Source organism: Pedobacter westerhofensis, from assembly GCF_900182595.1.
GTDB lineage: Bacteria > Bacteroidota > Bacteroidia > Sphingobacteriales > Sphingobacteriaceae > Pedobacter > Pedobacter westerhofensis.
Window position 1 is genome coordinate 91449 of sequence record NZ_FXTN01000014.1, and the last position, 16912, is coordinate 108360.

Sequence of the window (16912 nt, forward strand, 5' to 3'; positions counted from 1 at the left end):
AGAATATCTGTCCGGAACCATCAGTAATTTATTTAACGTCATTGATCTTTTTAACAGCCTCTTCTGCAACTTTAGCAGAAGCATCATCATTCAGCTTCTGACGGAACTGTTTGATCTGGTTCAGCACCTCTATCAACTGAGGCGCAAAACCCATTGGCTTATATTTAATCGCCAGGTCTCTGATGATGCCGATTCCCTGCTGTGCGTAAACAGGGTTCTGCACATGGGCTGTCATATAAATGAAGTCCTTCAGCATGTCATATTGGTCTTGTCCGCCTGCAGTGCTGAATTTTTGATATACATACGGCCATTCTGCATCTGTACCGCGTTGCGAATAAACGGTAATCACAGCGTCGGTCAGCGCGCCCTGGCTGTCTTTTTCAAAAGACTTTGCAAGCGCTAATGCACCTTCAGGTTTTACTGAGGCTATCGCATTAAGAGAAGCTCCTGCTACAGCGTACGACTGGCTTTTCAGGCCTTCCTCATACAACGCTGCCTGCAGCTCAGCACCTTTGGAGGCGCCCACAACATTAATTGCTGCAGCTTTAACCAGGGTATTGTCGTCCGTTTTTGCAAGTTTAAGGATCACCGGCAGGGCAGCATCACTCAAAGCAGTATTGCTTGGGTCAATCAAATTCAGTGTCTTCAGGCGTAAGCCGTAATATTTATCCTGCAGGGCGGCAAGCATAATTTTCTGTGCCGTCTGGTCTGTAGGTTTTGCCGCTGCGGCTTCTATCGCCTCCAGTCTGTCCATGTATAATGGCGCATGCTGATACTGGAACAAAAACTCTTCCAGGGATTTGTTGTCAGTCTTTTTGCTCAGGATGATCTTTTCAGCATCTACATTCACTAGGCTGGGCTTGCTGTCCAGTTTATAGGTTAAAGTGTCAGATTTGCTGTCCATCCAGATCTGCTTACGTTCCTTCGTACCGGCGTTATAAATATCTACAGCCATTGGCAGCTGGAATGCTTTGCCTTCCTGTGTCTGTTTGATATAAACCGTTTGTGTTTTCGATTTCTCGTCCCATTTGTAACTGATGTCCAGCAGGGGATGGCCGGCGCCATAGTACCATTGGTTAAAGAACCAGTTTAAGTCCCTGCCGCTTGCTTCTTCCATGGCCAGGCGCAACTGTTGTGCTTCGCCGTTTTTAAAAGCATTGGTTTTCAGGTAAATGTTCAGGCCTTTAAAGAATGCCGGGGCACCCAGGTAATGGCGGAGCATATTTAAGATCCTGCCGCCTTTTTGATAAGATACACCATCAAAAACATCCTGCTGGTCATGGTAGTGAAAACGTACCAGGTCTTTTTTTGCATTTTCAGGCATTCTCAGATAGCCTTCAAGTGCCTCATGGTTATGCTCGTCTCCGGCATCCTGACCATATTTATGTTCTGCCCAGAGTGTTTCACTAAAGTCTGCAAAAGATTCATTCACAGTGATATTGCTCCAGCTTTCGGCAGTCACATAATCCCCGAACCACTGGTGGAAAAGTTCATGTACAATGGTACTTCTGCCGGCATCATAATATCTGTCTGCCAGCTCTCTCGCAGTGCCCTGCACATATGCACCGTGTACGGTAGCGGTTGTATTTTCCATGGCCCCGCTTACGTAGTCGCGCACTACAACCTGTGCATATTTGTTCCATGGATAATCAACACCAAGGATTTTTGAGTAGAACTCCATCACCTCCGGGGTAAAACCAAAAATCTCTTTGGCATAAGGCGCATATTTAGGTTCCAGGTAATAGCTCACCTCTTTATCGCGCCATTTATCTTTGTAGATTTTAAAATCACCTACGGCCATCATAAACAGGTAAGGAGCGTGGGGCAATTCCATTTTCCAGGTATCTGTCCTGGTTCCGTCGGCATTCTTTTTTTGTGCGGCCAGTCGTCCGTTAGATAAAGTCACGTATTTGGCTGGCACCGTCATGCTGATCTCGTCAGTAGTCTTTTGGTTAGGCCTATCAATCGTTGGGAACCATGCTGATGAACTTTGCAGTTCGCCCTGTGTCCAGATCTGTACGGGTTTACCCTTCTCCGTGCTGTCAGGGTTAATAAAATAAAGTCCTTTGGCATCCGTAATTGCTGCGCTGCCCTTTACTTTCAGTTCATCGGGCTTTGCAGTATATTCTATAAAAACCGTATAATTTTCAGTGTTTTTATATTCCTTATCCAGCTGTATCGCCAGCGTCAGGCTGTCATATATGTATTTCAGCGGAATATTTTTGCCATTTTTTACGATGCTCAGGCTTTTGATATCCATGCCCTGGGCGTCCAGTCTCAGTGAGTCTGTAGGGTATAAATGAGGCTTGATCGTTACCCATTCCTTTCCATACATCTGGCGTTTCTTGTAATTGAAACGAACATCCAGTTTAGTGTGCACCAGGTCGTTAATTTTAGTTGCCGTGGCCCGGTAAATTTTCATCTGCGGATCATCGTTCTTGTCCTGCGCAAACGCAGGGAGGCAGGCTGCGGCCGCGGTAGCCATAAGCGTACTGGCTACGATCTGGCGGAAGTTGATAGTTTTAATATTCATTCGATTTGCTTAGTAATACACCGTAAAGCTATGAGGAGTATTTATAAAAACAAACGATGTCGCCGTATAATCGGTTTTTAATGAGCAGATACCTTCAAAAAAAGCCTTTTTATTGTAATTAGATGGTAATAAACAAAGTAAAGCCTTGGTTTATTATCACTGTTGGTTATCTTTGTACCTGTGCTTATTGAATACCTATCTCAGGGGTGTCCGTAAGCCTTAAATTGGATAAAGATGGAAAAAGATGATATGATGCTAGATGAGTTGGCAAACAAGGAATACGAGTTTGGATTTGTCACTGACATTGACATGGATATTTCGGAAGTCGGGCTCAATGAAGATACGGTACGATTTATATCTGCGAAAAAGAACGAGCCGCAATGGCTGCTGGACTGGAGAATGAAAGGCTTCAGGGCTTTCCAGAAACAGGATATGCCGCAATGGCAAAATTTTGAAATGCCCGAGATTGATTTTCAGTCGATCTCCTATTATGCAGCACCAAAGAAACAGGCTAAATATGCGTCACTGGACGAAGTAGATCCGGAGCTGCTTAAAACTTTTGCGAAACTCGGTATCCCGATGTCTGAACAAAAGCAGCTGGCAGGTGTGGCGGTAGATGTAGTATTTGACAGTGTTTCTGTAAGTACAACCTACAAAGAGCATTTAAATGAAATGGGAATTATCTTCTGTTCCATCAGTGAGGCGGTGAAAAATCACCCTGAGCTGGTACAGAAATACCTGGGCACAGTAGTTCCCCATACAGACAATACATTTGCGTCCTTAAATACAGCAGTTTTCTCAGACGGTTCATTCGTATATATCCCTAAGGGAGTACGCTGCCCGATGGAGCTCTCTACATATTTCAGGATCAATGCAGAGAATACCGGTCAGTTTGAGCGTACGCTGATTATTGCTGACGAAGACAGTTATGTAAGTTACCTTGAAGGATGTACAGCACCGATGCGCGATGAAAATCAGCTGCATGCTGCCGTAGTTGAACTGATTGCCATGAAAGGCGCAGAAATTAAATATTCTACGGTACAAAACTGGTATCCCGGCGATAAGGACGGAAAAGGGGGTATCTTCAACTTTGTGACCAAACGCGGTGCATGCCGTGGCGACCATTCAAAGATCTCATGGACACAGGTAGAAACCGGTTCGGCCATTACCTGGAAATATCCAAGCCTGATCCTTCAGGGAGATCATTCATCGGGTGAATTTTACTCAGTAGCAGTAACCAACAACAAACAGATTGCTGATACGGGAACAAAAATCTACCACCTTGGTGCCAATACCAAAAGCCGTATCATCTCCAAGGGGATATCGGCCGGACAGGGACAAAACAGTTACCGTGGTTTAGTGCAGATGGGCAGCAAAGCCAAAAATGCACGTAATTTCACCCAGTGTGATTCACTGCTGATCGGTGATCAGTGCGGAGCACATACATTCCCATATATCGAATCCAAAAACAATACAGCTACAATAGAACATGAGGCTACCACTTCAAAAATTGGTGAAGACCAGGTGTTTTATCTAAACCAGCGTGGAATTGATTCTGAACAGGCCATTGCACTGATCGTAAACGGTTATGCAAAAGAAGTACTGAACCAGTTGCCAATGGAATTTGCTGTAGAAGCTCAAAAATTACTCTCTCTTACACTGGAAGGTAGTGTAGGATAATCTTAAAAAACAAACCATAATATGTTATCAATAAAAAATCTTCATGCTAATATTGAAGGAAAGGAAATATTAAAAGGTATTAACCTCGAAGTAAATGCCGGCGAAGTACATGCGATCATGGGTCCTAACGGATCTGGAAAGAGCTCTCTTTCTTCTGTACTTGCAGGACGCGAAAACTACGAAGTTACGGAAGGCGAAGTATGGCTTGACGGTAAAAACCTGCTCGATATGAAGCCTGAAGAACGTGCCCGTGAAGGTGTTTTCCTTGCGTTTCAGTATCCGGTAGAGATTCCTGGTGTTTCCAATATCAACTTCCTGAGAACTGCATTAAGTGAGATCCGTATTCACCGTAACCTGCCACCGCTTTCAGCAAAGGACTTCCTTAAAATGACCAAGGAAAAGCAGGAGCTGGTAGAATTTGAAGCCAAGCTTGCAAACCGTTCTTTAAACCAGGGTTTCTCTGGCGGCGAGAAAAAAAGAAATGAAGTATTCCAGCTGGCCATGCTTGATCCAAAGTTGTCAATCTTAGATGAAACTGATTCAGGACTGGATATCGACGCCTTAAGGATCGTTTCCAATGGGATTAATAAATTAAGGACTGCAGACAATGCTTTTGTTTTGATTACACACTATCAGCGTTTGCTTGAATATATCGTGCCTGATTTTGTACACGTACTGTACAATGGCCAGATTGTTCGCTCAGGTACCAAAGAACTTGCACTTGAGCTCGAAGAAAAAGGATATGATTGGCTGAAAGAAGAATATCACGGCCAGGAATCAATAAATACTAAATAAGATGATCAATCTAATGACAGCTCCATTGTACGACAAATTGATCGCTGAATTTGAAAACTCTGAAAGCGCAAAAGGTACAAATGGTGATTTATCGAATATAAGGAATACGGCCTTCGACCTGTTTAAGGCCAAAGGTTTTCCTACCACAAAAGATGAGGACTGGAGGTTTACCAATCTGAGCCCTTTTTTAACTGATGATATTTCTTTTATCACAGCAGAAGCTGATGAAGATCAGGTAATTGCTGCAATCAACAGTGCTACGATACCGGGCCTTAACGCCTATCTGCTGGTTTTGCTTAACGGTAAGATACAGCCCGCACTCTCGGTATTGCCGGATGCACAGCAGATCAGTATCCTCACTACGGACAGCATCAGTGACAGCACAGTTTTTACAGACTTTGCAGCGCTTGAAGCTACAGAAAATAACAGAATGCTGGCCTTAAATACGGCTTTGTTCACAGATGGATATTTCATCGAGGTAAACAAAAATGTAGTGCTGGATAAGCCTATTCAGATTATAAATCTTTACAGTTTAGACGACCATACTTTCTTTCAGCCAAGGCACCTGGTTATCGTAAACCAAGGCGCAAAAGCAGAACTGATTGAATCCAGTATCTTCATCAAAAACGGTAGCCGTGCAATTCTGAACAGCGTGTCGCAGGCAGAGGTAAAAGAAAATGCACAGCTGATCCAGTACAATATTCAGAACAACCAGCCTGATGAGCGCCTGATTACCTATAACCAGGTAAAACAGGATCCCAACAGCCGTTATGATAATTTCACTTTCAACCTGCCGGGTGCAGAGCTGATCCGTAATAACCTCGAAATTGAGCTCAACGGCAGTAATACCGAAACGCATTTATTTGGTTTATACCTAGTAGGCGGACAGCAGCTGACAGATAACCATACCGCAATACACCATAAATTTCCGCATTGTGAAAGCAATGAAGTGTACAAAGGCGTATTGCTCGAAAATGGTAAAGCCGTTTTCAATGGTAAAGTATTTGTAGAGCGCCCGGCTCAAAAAACCAATGCATTCCAGCAAAATAACAACCTGTTGCTTAGCGATAAGGCACAGGTGTTTGCCAAACCACAGCTGGAAATTTATGCTGATGATGTAAAATGCAGTCACGGTTGTACTGTAGGCCAGTTTGATCCTGAGTCTTTATTCTATCTGCGTGCCAGAGGAATTGGCGAAGAATCTGCCCGCAAGTTACTGGTAGAAGCTTTTATGTTTGATGTTACACAGAAGATCGGTAATGAAGTAGTTAAAGAATATGTACAGTCTTTAATTTACAGCAAGATGGAAAATTCATTTTCCCCGATCGGTTAATCTAAAAGACCATGGGAAAATTAGCGATTGAAGACATAAGGAAAGATTTTCCTATACTGGATACTGAGGTTTTTGGAAAGAAGCTGGTATATTTTGATAATGCCGCAACAACTCAGAAACCTGTGCAGGTACTTAAGGTACTGGAAGATTATTATGAACGCTACAATAGTAATGTACACCGCGGTGTGCATTCACTGAGCCAGCAAGCTACAGCAGGATATGAGAAAGCACGCCATACTGTTGCTGCCTTTATCAATGCAGCAAGCAGCGATGAGGTGATCTTTACCAAAGGCACCACAGACGGACTTAACCTGATTGCCTCCTCCTTTGGCAGAAAATTCCTGCAGAAGGGCGATAGTATCCTGATTTCTGCAATGGAGCACCATTCCAATATCGTGCCCTGGCAGATGATCTGTGAGGAACGCGGTGCAATCCTGAAGGTGATCCCTATGGATCAGGACGGTGTTTTAAAGATGGAACTTTTGCCAGAATTGCTGGATGAAAGCGTAAAACTGTTATCCTTTACCTATGTTTCCAATTCGCTGGGTACCATTAACCCGGTGAAAGAACTGATCAGACAGGCACACGCCAAAAATATTCCTGTGCTGATAGATGTGGCGCAGGCCATACAGCATATGCCGGTTGATGTGCAGGAACTGGATGTGGATTTTATGGTGTTTTCAGGACATAAAATTTACGGGCCTACGGGCATCGGGGTTTTATACGGCAAAGAAAAATGGCTCAATGAGCTTCCGCCGTACCAGGGTGGAGGGGATATGATCAAGACCGTAACATTCGAGAAAACGATCTACAATGTACTGCCTTATAAATTTGAGGCCGGAACACCTGATATTTCAGGGGCTATCGGACTAGGCGCGGCTATTGACTATGTGAACAGCATCGGACTGGAAGCCATTGCCGAAGCCGAGCATGAATTGCTTACCTATGCGCTGGAGCGTTTAGCCGAAGTACCGGGTATACAGTTTATTGGTAAGGCTGCAGAGCGTGCCAGTGTGATCTCCTTTTTGATCGAAGGCGTTCACCCTTACGATCTGGGAGAACTGTTGGATAAACAGGGTATTGCCATCCGTACAGGACACCATTGCACAGAACCGGTGATGGACTTCTTTGGAATTCCCGGAACCTGCCGTGCATCTTTTGCTTTTTACAATACTACTGCTGAAGTAGACTTACTGGTTGCAGGCATCAAAAGAGCTGCTGCCATACTTATATAATTGAGAATGACGATCAACGAAAAACAGGATGAGATTATTGAGGAGTTTGAACTTTTTTCTGACTGGATGGACAAATATGAAAATATCATCGAAATCGGGAAAGAACTTCCGCTGATTGACCCTAAATACAAAATACCGGAAAAACTGATCAAAGGCTGCCAGTCCAACGTTTGGCTGCAGCCAGATTTTATAGATGGTAAAGTAGTATTCACTGCAGACAGTGATGCGATTATTACCAAAGGGCTGATCAGTATGATGGTACGGGTTTTATCGGGCCACAGCCCTCAGGAAATTGTTGACGCTGATCTGTATTTTATTAACACCATTGGCTTACAAAATCATTTGTCGCCCAACCGCTCCAACGGTTTGCTGTCGATGTTAGGTCAGATGAAAGTGTATGCTGCCGGTTTTATTGGACAGGAAAAATAATTGAACGATCATGTCAGAATTACCTTTAAGAGACAGAATAGAAGAAGCATTACATACGATCTACGATCCGGAACTGCCAGTTGATATATTTGAACTGGGGCTGATCTACAAGATCCAGATGATGGAAAATAATGGTGTACATATTTACATGACCCTTACTGCACCGGCATGTCCTGCTGCGGGAGAGATCCTCGGTGAGGTAGAAACCAAGGTAAAGGCCCTGGAGGGCGTAGGTGAGGTAGAAGTACGCCTTACGTTTGATCCGCCATGGGACAGGGACATGATGAGTGATGAAGCCAAACTCGAAATGGGATTCATGTAATGGAAACCGAACATCATAAGATGCCCTTCAGGGAACGTGCTGTGGAGCTGCTGAAAACCAGCGGCCCCCAGTCTTTGTCGTCACTTGCAGCCGAGTTTCAGGTGACAGTGGAAGGGGCGCGTTTTCAAATGCTCAGGCTTGAAAAAGAAGGCATCGTTACCTCCAGCAAAACCGTAACCGGCAGGGGCAGGCCTCAGCAGTTATGGACCCTAACCAGCATGGGGCAAAACCGCTTTCCTGATACCCATGCAGCACTCACGGTAAAGCTGATGGAAGTGATGAAAGAAACCCTTGGCGAGCAGGCCGTTTCTAAAGTAATCCATGCAAATGGAGAAAGAGGCACCAGCAGGTACCTTGCAGCGCTGGAAGGGATCACCGATCTCGAAAAAAGATTAAGTGCTTTTGTGTCGATACGCACAGGAGAGGGCTATATGGCCCAGTTTATTAAGGATGATGAAGGATTTATCTTCATCGAAAACCATTGCCCTATAGGAGCAGCAGCCCATGCTAATCCTGCGATTTGCAGCGCGGAATTCAAAACCCTGCAAACCGTCATTGGAGAGAATGTAGCTATCAAACGCATAGAATACATTGTTGAAGGTGGCAGAAGATGTGCTTACCGCATTCTCTCTTCCAAATATTAATCAATTGCTTTTTTTATTTCAGGCTTAGAAAAAACCTTTAAAAAAATGGTTCTAAATTGCTGTACAATTATTTTAGTGTAATCAGGTCTGCTTTGCTCAATTCTCTGGATTTAAGTTAAATGATGTTGGTTTAATTTTAGGGTTGCCGCAACATTGGGATGCTGATACACTCTAACGTTAAACCTCTTAATCAACCAAATTATGCGTCAATTGCGTATTGATCCCTTTTTGCTTGTCCGGTCCCCGGCTTACAGTTATCAAGATTTTAATGAACAGTATCTGCAGGAAGTTTTAAAGACCGATTTCTTCAGGGCAAGCCTGTTCTTTGCCAGCCAGACCCTCTATCTTGAACTCCGGAAAAAGGATTTTCTGTATGAAGAAATCAGCCCCTCCGCACGGCTCACACTCTGGAAATACCTAAACCGCATGTGCTACAGGGCGCTGCCCTACGGTTTTTTCTCATCCTATTCATCCGGGGCCTGGGCAAAGGAAGAAGATGCTGTGCTTTGTTTCTCCAATGAAGACGAGCTGATTGTTCATCCCGATTTTAAGGTGATGCTGGATTACATCGGCAGCCTTAATACCGCGGATTTTGAAGAGCTGCGGTATTGTACAAACAACTCGCTCTACCAGTCGTCCAGAGAACTGCGGTTTATCAGCCAGGCTTATTCCGCGCAAAAGAAATTTGCCATCGTACAGGTAAAAATGGCACCTGGCCTAAATAAAATGCTCAAATATATCAGCAGCGGTCGTACCAAAAGCGAGATCATCGCTTTTTTGACCGGTGAATACGGAGAAGACGCCCCTGCAGAAGATTATTTCCAGAGCCTGCTCGACGGGCAAGTGATTGTATCTGCGCTCACACCAAATGTTACCGGGCTTACTTTCAACCAGCGCTGCCTGGAACTGCTGGAAAAATATCCCGGCATTGATGTAAAAGGCTTAAAGTCGTTCAGGTTGTCCATGCGGACAGACCTGTCTGAACTGAACGAGCATATCAATTACCTGATTGATAAAAATGCAGAGAACGCTACCTACAGCTTATATCATCGCCATATTGAAGGAGGGCTTGGCCATCAGGTACAGGAAAAACTGATGACGCTCATTCAGCAGATGGACAGGATGACCTCCGACAATCTGGTAGACAATATGCGCGATTTTAAGAAAGAATTCAGCCAGAAATATGATCAGCAGGAAGTACCGCTGATGATTGCCCTTGATCCCGGGTCCGGCATCGGCTATGAGAATATGGCATCGGCCTTTGACACACAGAATGATGACTTTATAGACGACCTGCGGGCAAAACAGGAGGGAGAGGCCAATGCGAAATGGGGAGCTGTGGAAAAGCTCATCTTTAAAAAATGGAACAACCTGAAGCAGCCCGGCAGCGAAAAGATCCTCATCACGGCAGAAGACCTTGCCGAACTCCCGGAAAGTAGTCAGCAATTGCCTCCCGGATTATTTGTGCTCTTCAGGAACATCGATCGCGAAATCTGGGTAGATGGGATCGGCGGAGTTTCGGGCATAGAATTGAGTGCCCGTTTTAGTGGTGCCGGAACAGCCATGGAAGAATCTCTTAAAAAGATCTGTGAACAGGAGATGGCCATCAATGATGAATTTCTCTTTGCAGAAATCGCTTATTCGCCAAATGACAGAACATCCAACATCAATCAGCGCGGTCATTATTATCCCTATGAAATTCCGGTGCTTACCCATGCAGTGCGTCCCGATCAGTTTACGATCAAACTTAGTGACCTGGTGGTATCAGTGAGGGATAACCAGGTTTTGCTCAGGTCCGTCAGGCTCAACCGGTATATTATACCCAGGTTATCTTCTGCCTATAATTACAAGATCTCCAGTATACCCGTGTTCAGGTTTCTGTGCGACCTGCAATATCAGGGTATCAAGTCAAATTTGTCTTTGTCCCTGGTCAGTCTCTTTCCCGGAATGGAATATTACCCGCGGCTCCAGCTGGGAGATGCAGTGCTCAGCGCCGCCACCTGGATATTAACCGAGGAGCAGATAAAGACGATCAGCAATGCTGAAGGGCCTTTGCCCGGGGAGCTCAACATTCCTGAGCATTTCAGCCTGCTGGAGGGCGATAACTTTCTGGTCTTTAACCGTTTTAACGAAACTGATATCACAATGTTCAGAAAGTGCATCAGGAATAAAAAATCCGCAACGCTAACCGAATATATTTTCGCCGCGCGCCCCGATCTCAAAGATCATAAGAACAAGCCCTTTGCCAGTCAGCTTGTTGCCTGCGTAATCAATCAGTCCAAATCTTACCGCCTCCCTCTTCATCAGGTCTTGCCCTATCCAAGGCAGCGCTCAAAAGTAAAACGCTCATTTCTTCCCGGTGAAGAATGGCTGTATATCAAATTATATGCGCACTATTCTTTAACTGATGAAATACTTTTAAACTTCATCCTGCCGGTGATCAGGAAGTACAAAAAGGATAACCCGGAGTTCAAATGGTTCTTTATCCGGTATATGGATCCCGGCCATCATCTCAGGTTAAGGTTTTATACGGGACAGCGGCCTTCTTACGAACTGCTGTCAGACCTGATCCATAAATTGCAGCCCTGGTCTAAAGAAGGAAAGGTTTCTGATGTGATACTCGATTCTTATCAGCGCGAACTGGAAAAATATTCCGTATCCCTCATCAATGAAGTAGAATCTTTCTTTTACCGGAACACTGAATTTATCCTGTCCATGTTTAACGCCAATGAAGTAAATACGGCCTTCAAACTGGGTTTTGCTGTGAATACCGCTCTGCAGATTATTCAGGCTTTTATCAGGGACAAAAAGGAACGTACCGATTTTCTGAATGAGGCACTCAATAATATGTCGGCCGAATTTAACAGGGAAAAAGAAGTGATCCGCAAACTTGATGTCAGATACAGGAAATTCCAGCAGCAGCTGGTAGGGAATCAGCAGGAGCTGACCCTGCAAAGAAACTTAAAGGCTTATGCCGACTTCCATCTGATGCTGAATACGCTGGTAGACAAGCTGGGGGACTGGAGCAGGGAAGCCCGGTATAATTTGCTGATCAACCTGGTACATATGCACGTCAACAGGATATTTGAGAATACGCCGCGTGAGTACGAATACCTGATTTATCATTTCATGAAGAAACATCAGTCATTTCTCAATTATACCACAACTGACGGCGTTTCATAACCTGTCAGCGGTGGGTCTTGATGATATTGTTATTGATTTTTTTGAGCAGTTTTTCCTTAAATGAGGATCCTATCGGAAAGATCATCTTGTTGATCATAATTTTGTTCCCTTCCATCAGGGTCACTTTATTGATATTCACGATGTAAGACTTGTGGATCCTGATAAAGATCTCAGGTGGCAGGCCAGCTTCTATTTCCTTCATCGTAAGGTAAATGATATGGTTATTTGGAGGGGTATGAATAACGATATAGTTATTCAGCCCTTCTATAAATTCCACATCATTAAAATTGATCTTCAGCATTTTACCTTTGATGCCCGGGTTAACAAAGAAATAAGTATCGTTCTTGGCTTCTTCCTGCATCTTTTTCTCCAGCTGGGCAATTACCTTGGTTACTGATTTTAAAAATCTGGTGAAAGAAATTGGTTTCAGCATAAAATCTGAAATATTCTTCTCAAAGCCTTCTACGGCATAGCCGGCATGGCCGGTTGTAAAAATGATGGCCGTATTCTGATAGATCAGATCAGCAACATCAAGTCCCGAAATCTCGGGCATATCGATGTCCAGGAAAGTGATATCAATATCCTTTCGTTCATTTATATATTTTACAGCCTCCAGCGGATTTTGAGAAGTGCCTACAATCTCCAGCTGCCCGCTGTCCTTGGCATATTTTTTCAAGGTCTCGATGGCATGTGATTCATCATCGATAATAAAACATTTATACATACAGCTTATAAGGTTATTTGGAGTTCAAAAATAAAATCATCATCATTATCGGAAACATGAATATGATGGGCATCTGAATAAAAAGCATCTAAACGTAACTTGAGATTTTTAAGGCCAACGCCATTACTGGGTATATGTTTGCGGGATTTTAATTTTCTGTTGCGGCTGGTTAAGTGTAACCGGTTTTCCCTGATCACCAGGTCTATAGTTGCAGGATGGCTGATATTTTTAAGATCGCCGTATTTGAACATATTCTCTACCGGCGTAAGCAGCACAAGGGGCAGGATCGAGATGTCTGATGTATCCCCGGAAACATTAAAAAAGAGCTGCAGGTTATGGTCAAACCGGAACTGGTTTAAACTGATGAAGGCATTGATCTGATCTATCTCATCATCCAGGTTAACCTTACCGCTTTTTGAAATGTCTGTAATGGCATAACGCATAATATCCGAAAGGAGCAGGATAGGCTCTGAGAGCTGCGGCGCCGAATTTAAAGAAGAATTGTATAAAAAATTGAGGGTATTAAAGAGGAAGTGCGGATTGATCTGCGCCTTCAGGAAAGCGATTTCCGAGTCTGCCAGCTTTTTCTCCAGTTGTTCTTTCTGGAGCTGGCTTCGGAGTTCCTTCTGTTCGAGATCAGAAACCTTCTTCCTTTCTATGATTATGTTGAGTGCAAACCAATAGCCTGTACTCAGTCCTACAAAATATATAGATCTCCACACAGTGAGCGCAAGTCCGCTGCTTAAATTTTTAAATGGATTATCTGAAGAAATATTCAAGTAAAGTGAAAGCTCTGAGATATAAAACTTGATCCCTGTGGCACAGGCTATTTCCAGCAGGACCATCAATACCGTTAAGACATATTTTTTTCTGTTCCAGTTGGGTAAAACGAAATGCGCATTAACATAAAATAAAGCAACATTAATAAAATAGGCATTGAAATAATCTAAAAGTGTCCAGAATTTCCCCGAAAGTATGCCCGTGATTAATGATTCATATAGGATAAACAGTATCCATACCAGCAAATGGGTAAGGTAGAATCTGCTGTATCTACTGTTATTTTTAAAAATCATATCATCAAATATAAGGGATAATATGGTCATTTACCTTTACATTATTGGCGTTCGCGTAATAACTTTTGCAATGAGTTGAGACACACTTAAAATTGATGTATACCAAAAACCATACATTATGAAAAAGTCATTCTCAAAATCACTGAAATTAGAAATTAAACCAGTTTTCCAATTTTCTGCAACAGAAACCAAAGGCCAGAACCTGAGTGACCCTACCACAGTTACCGCTACTACTACGACCTACATCTTCCAAAAACCAGACCAGAGGTAAGATCATTTTTTCACAACTGATAAAGCCAGAATTTGCTGAATAAAAAATTGGGCGTATATTGCTGTAATGTAATTATTCGTGTTTTATTTTTTTTACAGTCAATTCTGGCTTTTATTTTGTTCTTAATGACAGACGAAGCCTGGCTTCACATTTTTGAACAAAAAAACATCAGACTATGAAAATTACAAATGTAAAGGGAGTTTTGCTTTTATGCGCGGGACTTTTCCTGGGCGCTTCCGCCTATGCTCAGGATAAAGAGCAGAAAAAAATTGAATCTGCAACTACAGTACTTTCAGACTTTGCCAAAATGAAGGAGTCTATCCCTTCAGAACTGCTGGCAGTTACGCAGGGAATTATCATTATCCCAAAAATGATCAATGCCGGATTGGTAGTTGGTGCTAAACGCGGTAAAGGTATCGCAATGGTGAAAAATGCCGACGGTACCTGGAGCAATCCTGCCTTTGTAACCATGACAGGCGGAAGCGTAGGCGCACAGATCGGTGTCCAGTCGGTAGATCTTGTCCTGATCTTCAGACATAGCAAAAGCCTTACTGAAATTAATAAAAGCAGTTTCACCCTGGGTGGAGATGTTTCTGTAGCTGCTGGCCCGGTTGGCAGAAGCTCTACGGCAAACACAGACTATAAACTGGAAGCAGAAGTTTATTCTTATTCAAGAAGTAAAGGCCTATTCGCAGGTATCTCATTAAACGGTGCATCCCTTGATATTGATGCAGCAGCAAACAAGAACTTCTACGGTAAAGCTACTACCTCTGCGGCAATATTCAAAAGCCCGGCAAGTACGTCTGCCGACGTAAAAACTTTGAAAACTACATTGTCAGCAATGAAATAGGTTTCCTATATTATCCATCACAATGGAGGTTGATCATTTGGTTCTGAGCTTAAAAAGTTGAACAAAAACTTTCGTGCTCACAACAAAATGACCAACCTTCTTTTTTTTAGCACTCTCCCTTTACAGCAGCATTTTTAAATATTCAATTTTCAGAAGGTCAATTTCAACAATGGCGTAGCCTATTTTTTGAAAATAAAAACTCTGTTCCGTCTTTTTTGTTATCGGCCCGGTAACAATTAAAATTTAACAAGATGGCGAAGTATTCAAAAAAAGCAGGCGAAAAAGTAGAAGAAACCATGCACGAAATGAAAGAAGGTAAGCTGAAATCCGGAAGCGGCAAAAAAGTGACTTCGAAAAAACAAGCAATAGCCATAGGGCTGTCTGAAGCAAAAAAAGAAGGTGCAAAGGTACCAAAAAAGAACTAGTTGCATACTAGACGAAGCATGGAACTTCAGCTATATCAGATCATCAGAGATGAAGACTCTTTCCTCTCCTGGTGAAACTCCCGCTGATAGTTCATCGGGCTTTTGCCGGTAATCGATTTAAAGTATTTATGAAAACTTGCAAAATTGTAAAAGCCGCTTTCATAACAAATCTGCTTTACATTGATCTTGTTTTCGATCAGCAGTTTACAGGCATGGCCTATTCTTATCTCATTGATAAACTGCGAATACGTTTTTCTCGTTCTTGATTTAAAATAGCGGCAAAAGTAGTTGATGCTCACATGGGCAATCTCCGCCACCTCTTCTGTTTGTATCTTCCGTTTAAAATTGGCCAGCGAAAATTCATATATCGCATGGATCCTGTCGTTTTCGGTCTCCTCAAAATTATGTCTGAAGCCCATCGATGACAGCAGTTTCACCTGGCTGCAATTACCAATGGCCGTGAGTGCCTCCATGAGCAGGATGATTTTTTTCGGTCCTTCGGCTTTCAGCAGCTGCTCCAGGATGTCGCCGATATCATGCCTGATCTGTCCGCCAATCTGGATGCCCCGCCGGGCTTTCTCCAGTGTAAGCCTGATTAGCTTATTCTCCGGCAGGTTCAGAAATGCATCGCCCCAGAAGTTTTCATTGAAATGGATCACTCTCACATCTGCAGCAGTATCAACATGCTCATCAAAATACACATCGTCAAACCGCCAGTAATGGGGCAGGTTGGCACCAATCAGGATCACATCGCCTGATCTGAAGCGCTTGATACTGTCGCCTATAAACTGGGTTCCATTACCTTTTTTAAAATGGATCAGTTCAACTTCGTTATGGTAATGCCAGCGGTTATTGATATAGGGTACGTTGTCCTGGCGGGCACTGAACGAATTAACAGGAGTAGTTGATACTTTTAAAAGCTGGGGTTTCATCCGGGCAGTTCAATCTTAATGTTATAAATTGTAGCTGATAATTGGTAAATATGCCAAAATCATTTAATCTTTTGTTCAAATCATAAAAAAAATCATGTCAAAATTCCCTTCCTTTGATCAACTGAATATACAACACATCTAAAAAATAGGTTATGAACAGATACTGTCTAACGCTTGATCTCATCGATGATCCGGAACTGATTGCAGAGTACGAAAGAATACATCAGCAAATATGGCCTGAAATTTATATCAGCATCAGGGAAGCCGGTATAGAAGGGATGGAAATTTACCGCCTGTCTAACCGTCTTTTTATGATCATGGACGTAAACGATACTTTCAGCTTTGAAAAGAAAGGTGATATGGACAGCGCCAATGAAAAAGTGCAGGAATGGGAAACGCTGATGTGGAAATATCAGCAGGCCCTGCCGGACGCAAAGCCCGGTGAGAAATGGATGTTAATGAATAAAATTTTTGAACTTTAAA

At 43.2% G+C, this 16912-nt stretch carries 16 protein-coding genes; 12 read left to right on the forward strand and 4 right to left on the reverse strand.

Annotated elements, in window-relative coordinates; translation table 11 throughout:
- Positions 1-28: 28 nt before the first annotated feature.
- Positions 29-2533, reverse strand: coding sequence for a M1 family metallopeptidase (locus FN831_RS23880; protein WP_246101731.1), 2505 nt, complete (start codon positions 2531-2533; stop codon positions 29-31).
- A 234-nt stretch (positions 2534-2767) separates the two neighbouring features.
- Here FN831_RS23880 and sufB point away from each other — a divergent pair, with 234 nt between their 5' ends.
- The 8 genes from sufB to FN831_RS23920 all read left to right on the forward strand — a co-directional run bounded on the left by sufB (position 2768) and on the right by FN831_RS23920 (position 12154).
- The gene (gene sufB, locus FN831_RS23885) at positions 2768-4213 is read left to right on the forward strand and encodes a Fe-S cluster assembly protein SufB (protein WP_142530731.1); all 1446 of its coding nucleotides are present in this window, start codon (positions 2768-2770) and stop codon (positions 4211-4213) included.
- A 21-nt stretch (positions 4214-4234) separates the two neighbouring features.
- The gene (gene sufC, locus FN831_RS23890; RefSeq protein ID WP_142530732.1) at positions 4235-5008 is read left to right on the forward strand and encodes a Fe-S cluster assembly ATPase SufC; all 774 of its coding nucleotides are present in this window, start codon (positions 4235-4237) and stop codon (positions 5006-5008) included.
- A 1-nt stretch (position 5009) separates the two neighbouring features.
- A complete protein-coding gene (gene sufD / locus FN831_RS23895; protein WP_142530733.1) occupies positions 5010-6341 on the forward strand; it encodes a Fe-S cluster assembly protein SufD in 1332 nt (443 codons plus the stop codon).
- 11 nt (positions 6342-6352) lie between these two features.
- The gene (locus tag FN831_RS23900; protein ID WP_142530734.1) at positions 6353-7576 is read left to right on the forward strand and encodes an aminotransferase class V-fold PLP-dependent enzyme; all 1224 of its coding nucleotides are present in this window, start codon (positions 6353-6355) and stop codon (positions 7574-7576) included.
- Positions 7577-7582: 6 nt separating this feature from the next.
- The gene (locus FN831_RS23905) at positions 7583-8005 is read left to right on the forward strand and encodes a SufE family protein (protein WP_142530735.1); all 423 of its coding nucleotides are present in this window, start codon (positions 7583-7585) and stop codon (positions 8003-8005) included.
- A gap of 10 nt (positions 8006-8015) precedes the next feature.
- Positions 8016-8327, forward strand: coding sequence for a DUF59 domain-containing protein (locus FN831_RS23910; protein WP_142530736.1), 312 nt, complete (start codon positions 8016-8018; stop codon positions 8325-8327).
- Positions 8327-8971 (forward strand): helix-turn-helix transcriptional regulator, encoded by a 645-nt coding sequence (locus FN831_RS23915; protein ID WP_142530737.1) that lies wholly within the window; start codon positions 8327-8329, stop codon positions 8969-8971. The genes FN831_RS23910 and FN831_RS23915 overlap by 1 nt, the downstream gene beginning before the upstream one ends.
- A gap of 201 nt (positions 8972-9172) precedes the next feature.
- Positions 9173-12154, forward strand: coding sequence for a lantibiotic dehydratase (locus tag FN831_RS23920; RefSeq protein ID WP_142530738.1), 2982 nt, complete (start codon positions 9173-9175; stop codon positions 12152-12154).
- Between the two features lie 4 nt (positions 12155-12158).
- On the opposite strand, the gene FN831_RS23925 is transcribed toward FN831_RS23920, so the two are convergent.
- Positions 12159-12878 (reverse strand): LytR/AlgR family response regulator transcription factor, encoded by a 720-nt coding sequence (locus FN831_RS23925; RefSeq protein WP_142530739.1) that lies wholly within the window; start codon positions 12876-12878, stop codon positions 12159-12161.
- Positions 12879-12883: 5 nt separating this feature from the next.
- Positions 12884-13951 carry a sensor histidine kinase gene (locus tag FN831_RS23930; RefSeq protein ID WP_185960592.1) on the reverse strand — a complete coding sequence of 356 codons (1068 nt, stop codon included), beginning with the start codon at positions 13949-13951 and terminating at the stop codon, positions 12884-12886.
- A gap of 118 nt (positions 13952-14069) precedes the next feature.
- Here FN831_RS23930 and FN831_RS27810 point away from each other — a divergent pair, with 118 nt between their 5' ends.
- From FN831_RS27810 to FN831_RS27815, 3 genes are all read left to right on the forward strand, one after another.
- Positions 14070-14222, forward strand: a complete 153-nt coding sequence (locus tag FN831_RS27810) for a hypothetical protein (RefSeq protein ID WP_185960593.1) — start codon at positions 14070-14072, stop codon at positions 14220-14222.
- Between the two features lie 175 nt (positions 14223-14397).
- Positions 14398-15072 carry a lipid-binding SYLF domain-containing protein gene (locus tag FN831_RS23935; RefSeq protein ID WP_142530741.1) on the forward strand — a complete coding sequence of 225 codons (675 nt, stop codon included), beginning with the start codon at positions 14398-14400 and terminating at the stop codon, positions 15070-15072.
- 251 nt (positions 15073-15323) lie between these two features.
- Positions 15324-15497: a DUF6496 domain-containing protein gene (locus tag FN831_RS27815; protein ID WP_185960594.1), complete on the forward strand. Its 174-nt coding sequence runs from the start codon at positions 15324-15326 to the stop codon at positions 15495-15497.
- A 35-nt stretch (positions 15498-15532) separates the two neighbouring features.
- Here the strand turns inward: FN831_RS27815 and FN831_RS23940 are convergent, their stop codons facing one another.
- Positions 15533-16429, reverse strand: a complete 897-nt coding sequence (locus FN831_RS23940; RefSeq protein ID WP_142530742.1) for an AraC family transcriptional regulator — start codon at positions 16427-16429, stop codon at positions 15533-15535.
- A 152-nt stretch (positions 16430-16581) separates the two neighbouring features.
- Between FN831_RS23940 and FN831_RS23945 the strand changes: the two genes are divergently transcribed.
- On the forward strand, positions 16582-16911 hold the full coding sequence (locus tag FN831_RS23945; RefSeq protein ID WP_142530743.1) for an L-rhamnose mutarotase: 330 nt from the start codon (positions 16582-16584) through the stop codon (positions 16909-16911).
- Position 16912: the final 1 nt, after the last annotated feature.

Excerpts from the sequence above, each read along its gene's own strand:
- FN831_RS23930 (WP_185960592.1), bottom strand. The coding sequence starts at position 13,951 with ATGATTTTTAAAAATAACAGTAGATACAGCAGATTCTACCTTACCCAT.
- sufB (WP_142530731.1), top strand. The coding sequence starts at position 2,768 with ATGGAAAAAGATGATATGATGCTAGATGAGTTGGCAAACAAGGAATAC.
- FN831_RS23940 (WP_142530742.1), bottom strand. The coding sequence starts at position 16,429 with ATGAAACCCCAGCTTTTAAAAGTATCAACTACTCCTGTTAATTCGTTC.
- FN831_RS23925 (WP_142530739.1), bottom strand. The coding sequence starts at position 12,878 with ATGTATAAATGTTTTATTATCGATGATGAATCACATGCCATCGAGACC.
- FN831_RS23880 (WP_246101731.1), bottom strand. The coding sequence starts at position 2,533 with ATGAATATTAAAACTATCAACTTCCGCCAGATCGTAGCCAGTACGCTT.
- FN831_RS23915 (WP_142530737.1), top strand. The coding sequence starts at position 8,327 with ATGGAAACCGAACATCATAAGATGCCCTTCAGGGAACGTGCTGTGGAG.
- sufC (WP_142530732.1), top strand. The coding sequence starts at position 4,235 with ATGTTATCAATAAAAAATCTTCATGCTAATATTGAAGGAAAGGAAATA.
- FN831_RS23905 (WP_142530735.1), top strand. The coding sequence starts at position 7,583 with ATGACGATCAACGAAAAACAGGATGAGATTATTGAGGAGTTTGAACTT.
- FN831_RS27815 (WP_185960594.1), top strand. The coding sequence starts at position 15,324 with ATGGCGAAGTATTCAAAAAAAGCAGGCGAAAAAGTAGAAGAAACCATG.
- FN831_RS23900 (WP_142530734.1), top strand. The coding sequence starts at position 6,353 with ATGGGAAAATTAGCGATTGAAGACATAAGGAAAGATTTTCCTATACTG.
- FN831_RS23910 (WP_142530736.1), top strand. The coding sequence starts at position 8,016 with ATGTCAGAATTACCTTTAAGAGACAGAATAGAAGAAGCATTACATACG.
- FN831_RS23935 (WP_142530741.1), top strand. The coding sequence starts at position 14,398 with ATGAAAATTACAAATGTAAAGGGAGTTTTGCTTTTATGCGCGGGACTT.
- FN831_RS23945 (WP_142530743.1), top strand. The coding sequence starts at position 16,582 with ATGAACAGATACTGTCTAACGCTTGATCTCATCGATGATCCGGAACTG.
- FN831_RS23920 (WP_142530738.1), top strand. The coding sequence starts at position 9,173 with ATGCGTCAATTGCGTATTGATCCCTTTTTGCTTGTCCGGTCCCCGGCT.
- sufD (WP_142530733.1), top strand. The coding sequence starts at position 5,010 with ATGATCAATCTAATGACAGCTCCATTGTACGACAAATTGATCGCTGAA.
- FN831_RS27810 (WP_185960593.1), top strand. The coding sequence starts at position 14,070 with ATGAAAAAGTCATTCTCAAAATCACTGAAATTAGAAATTAAACCAGTT.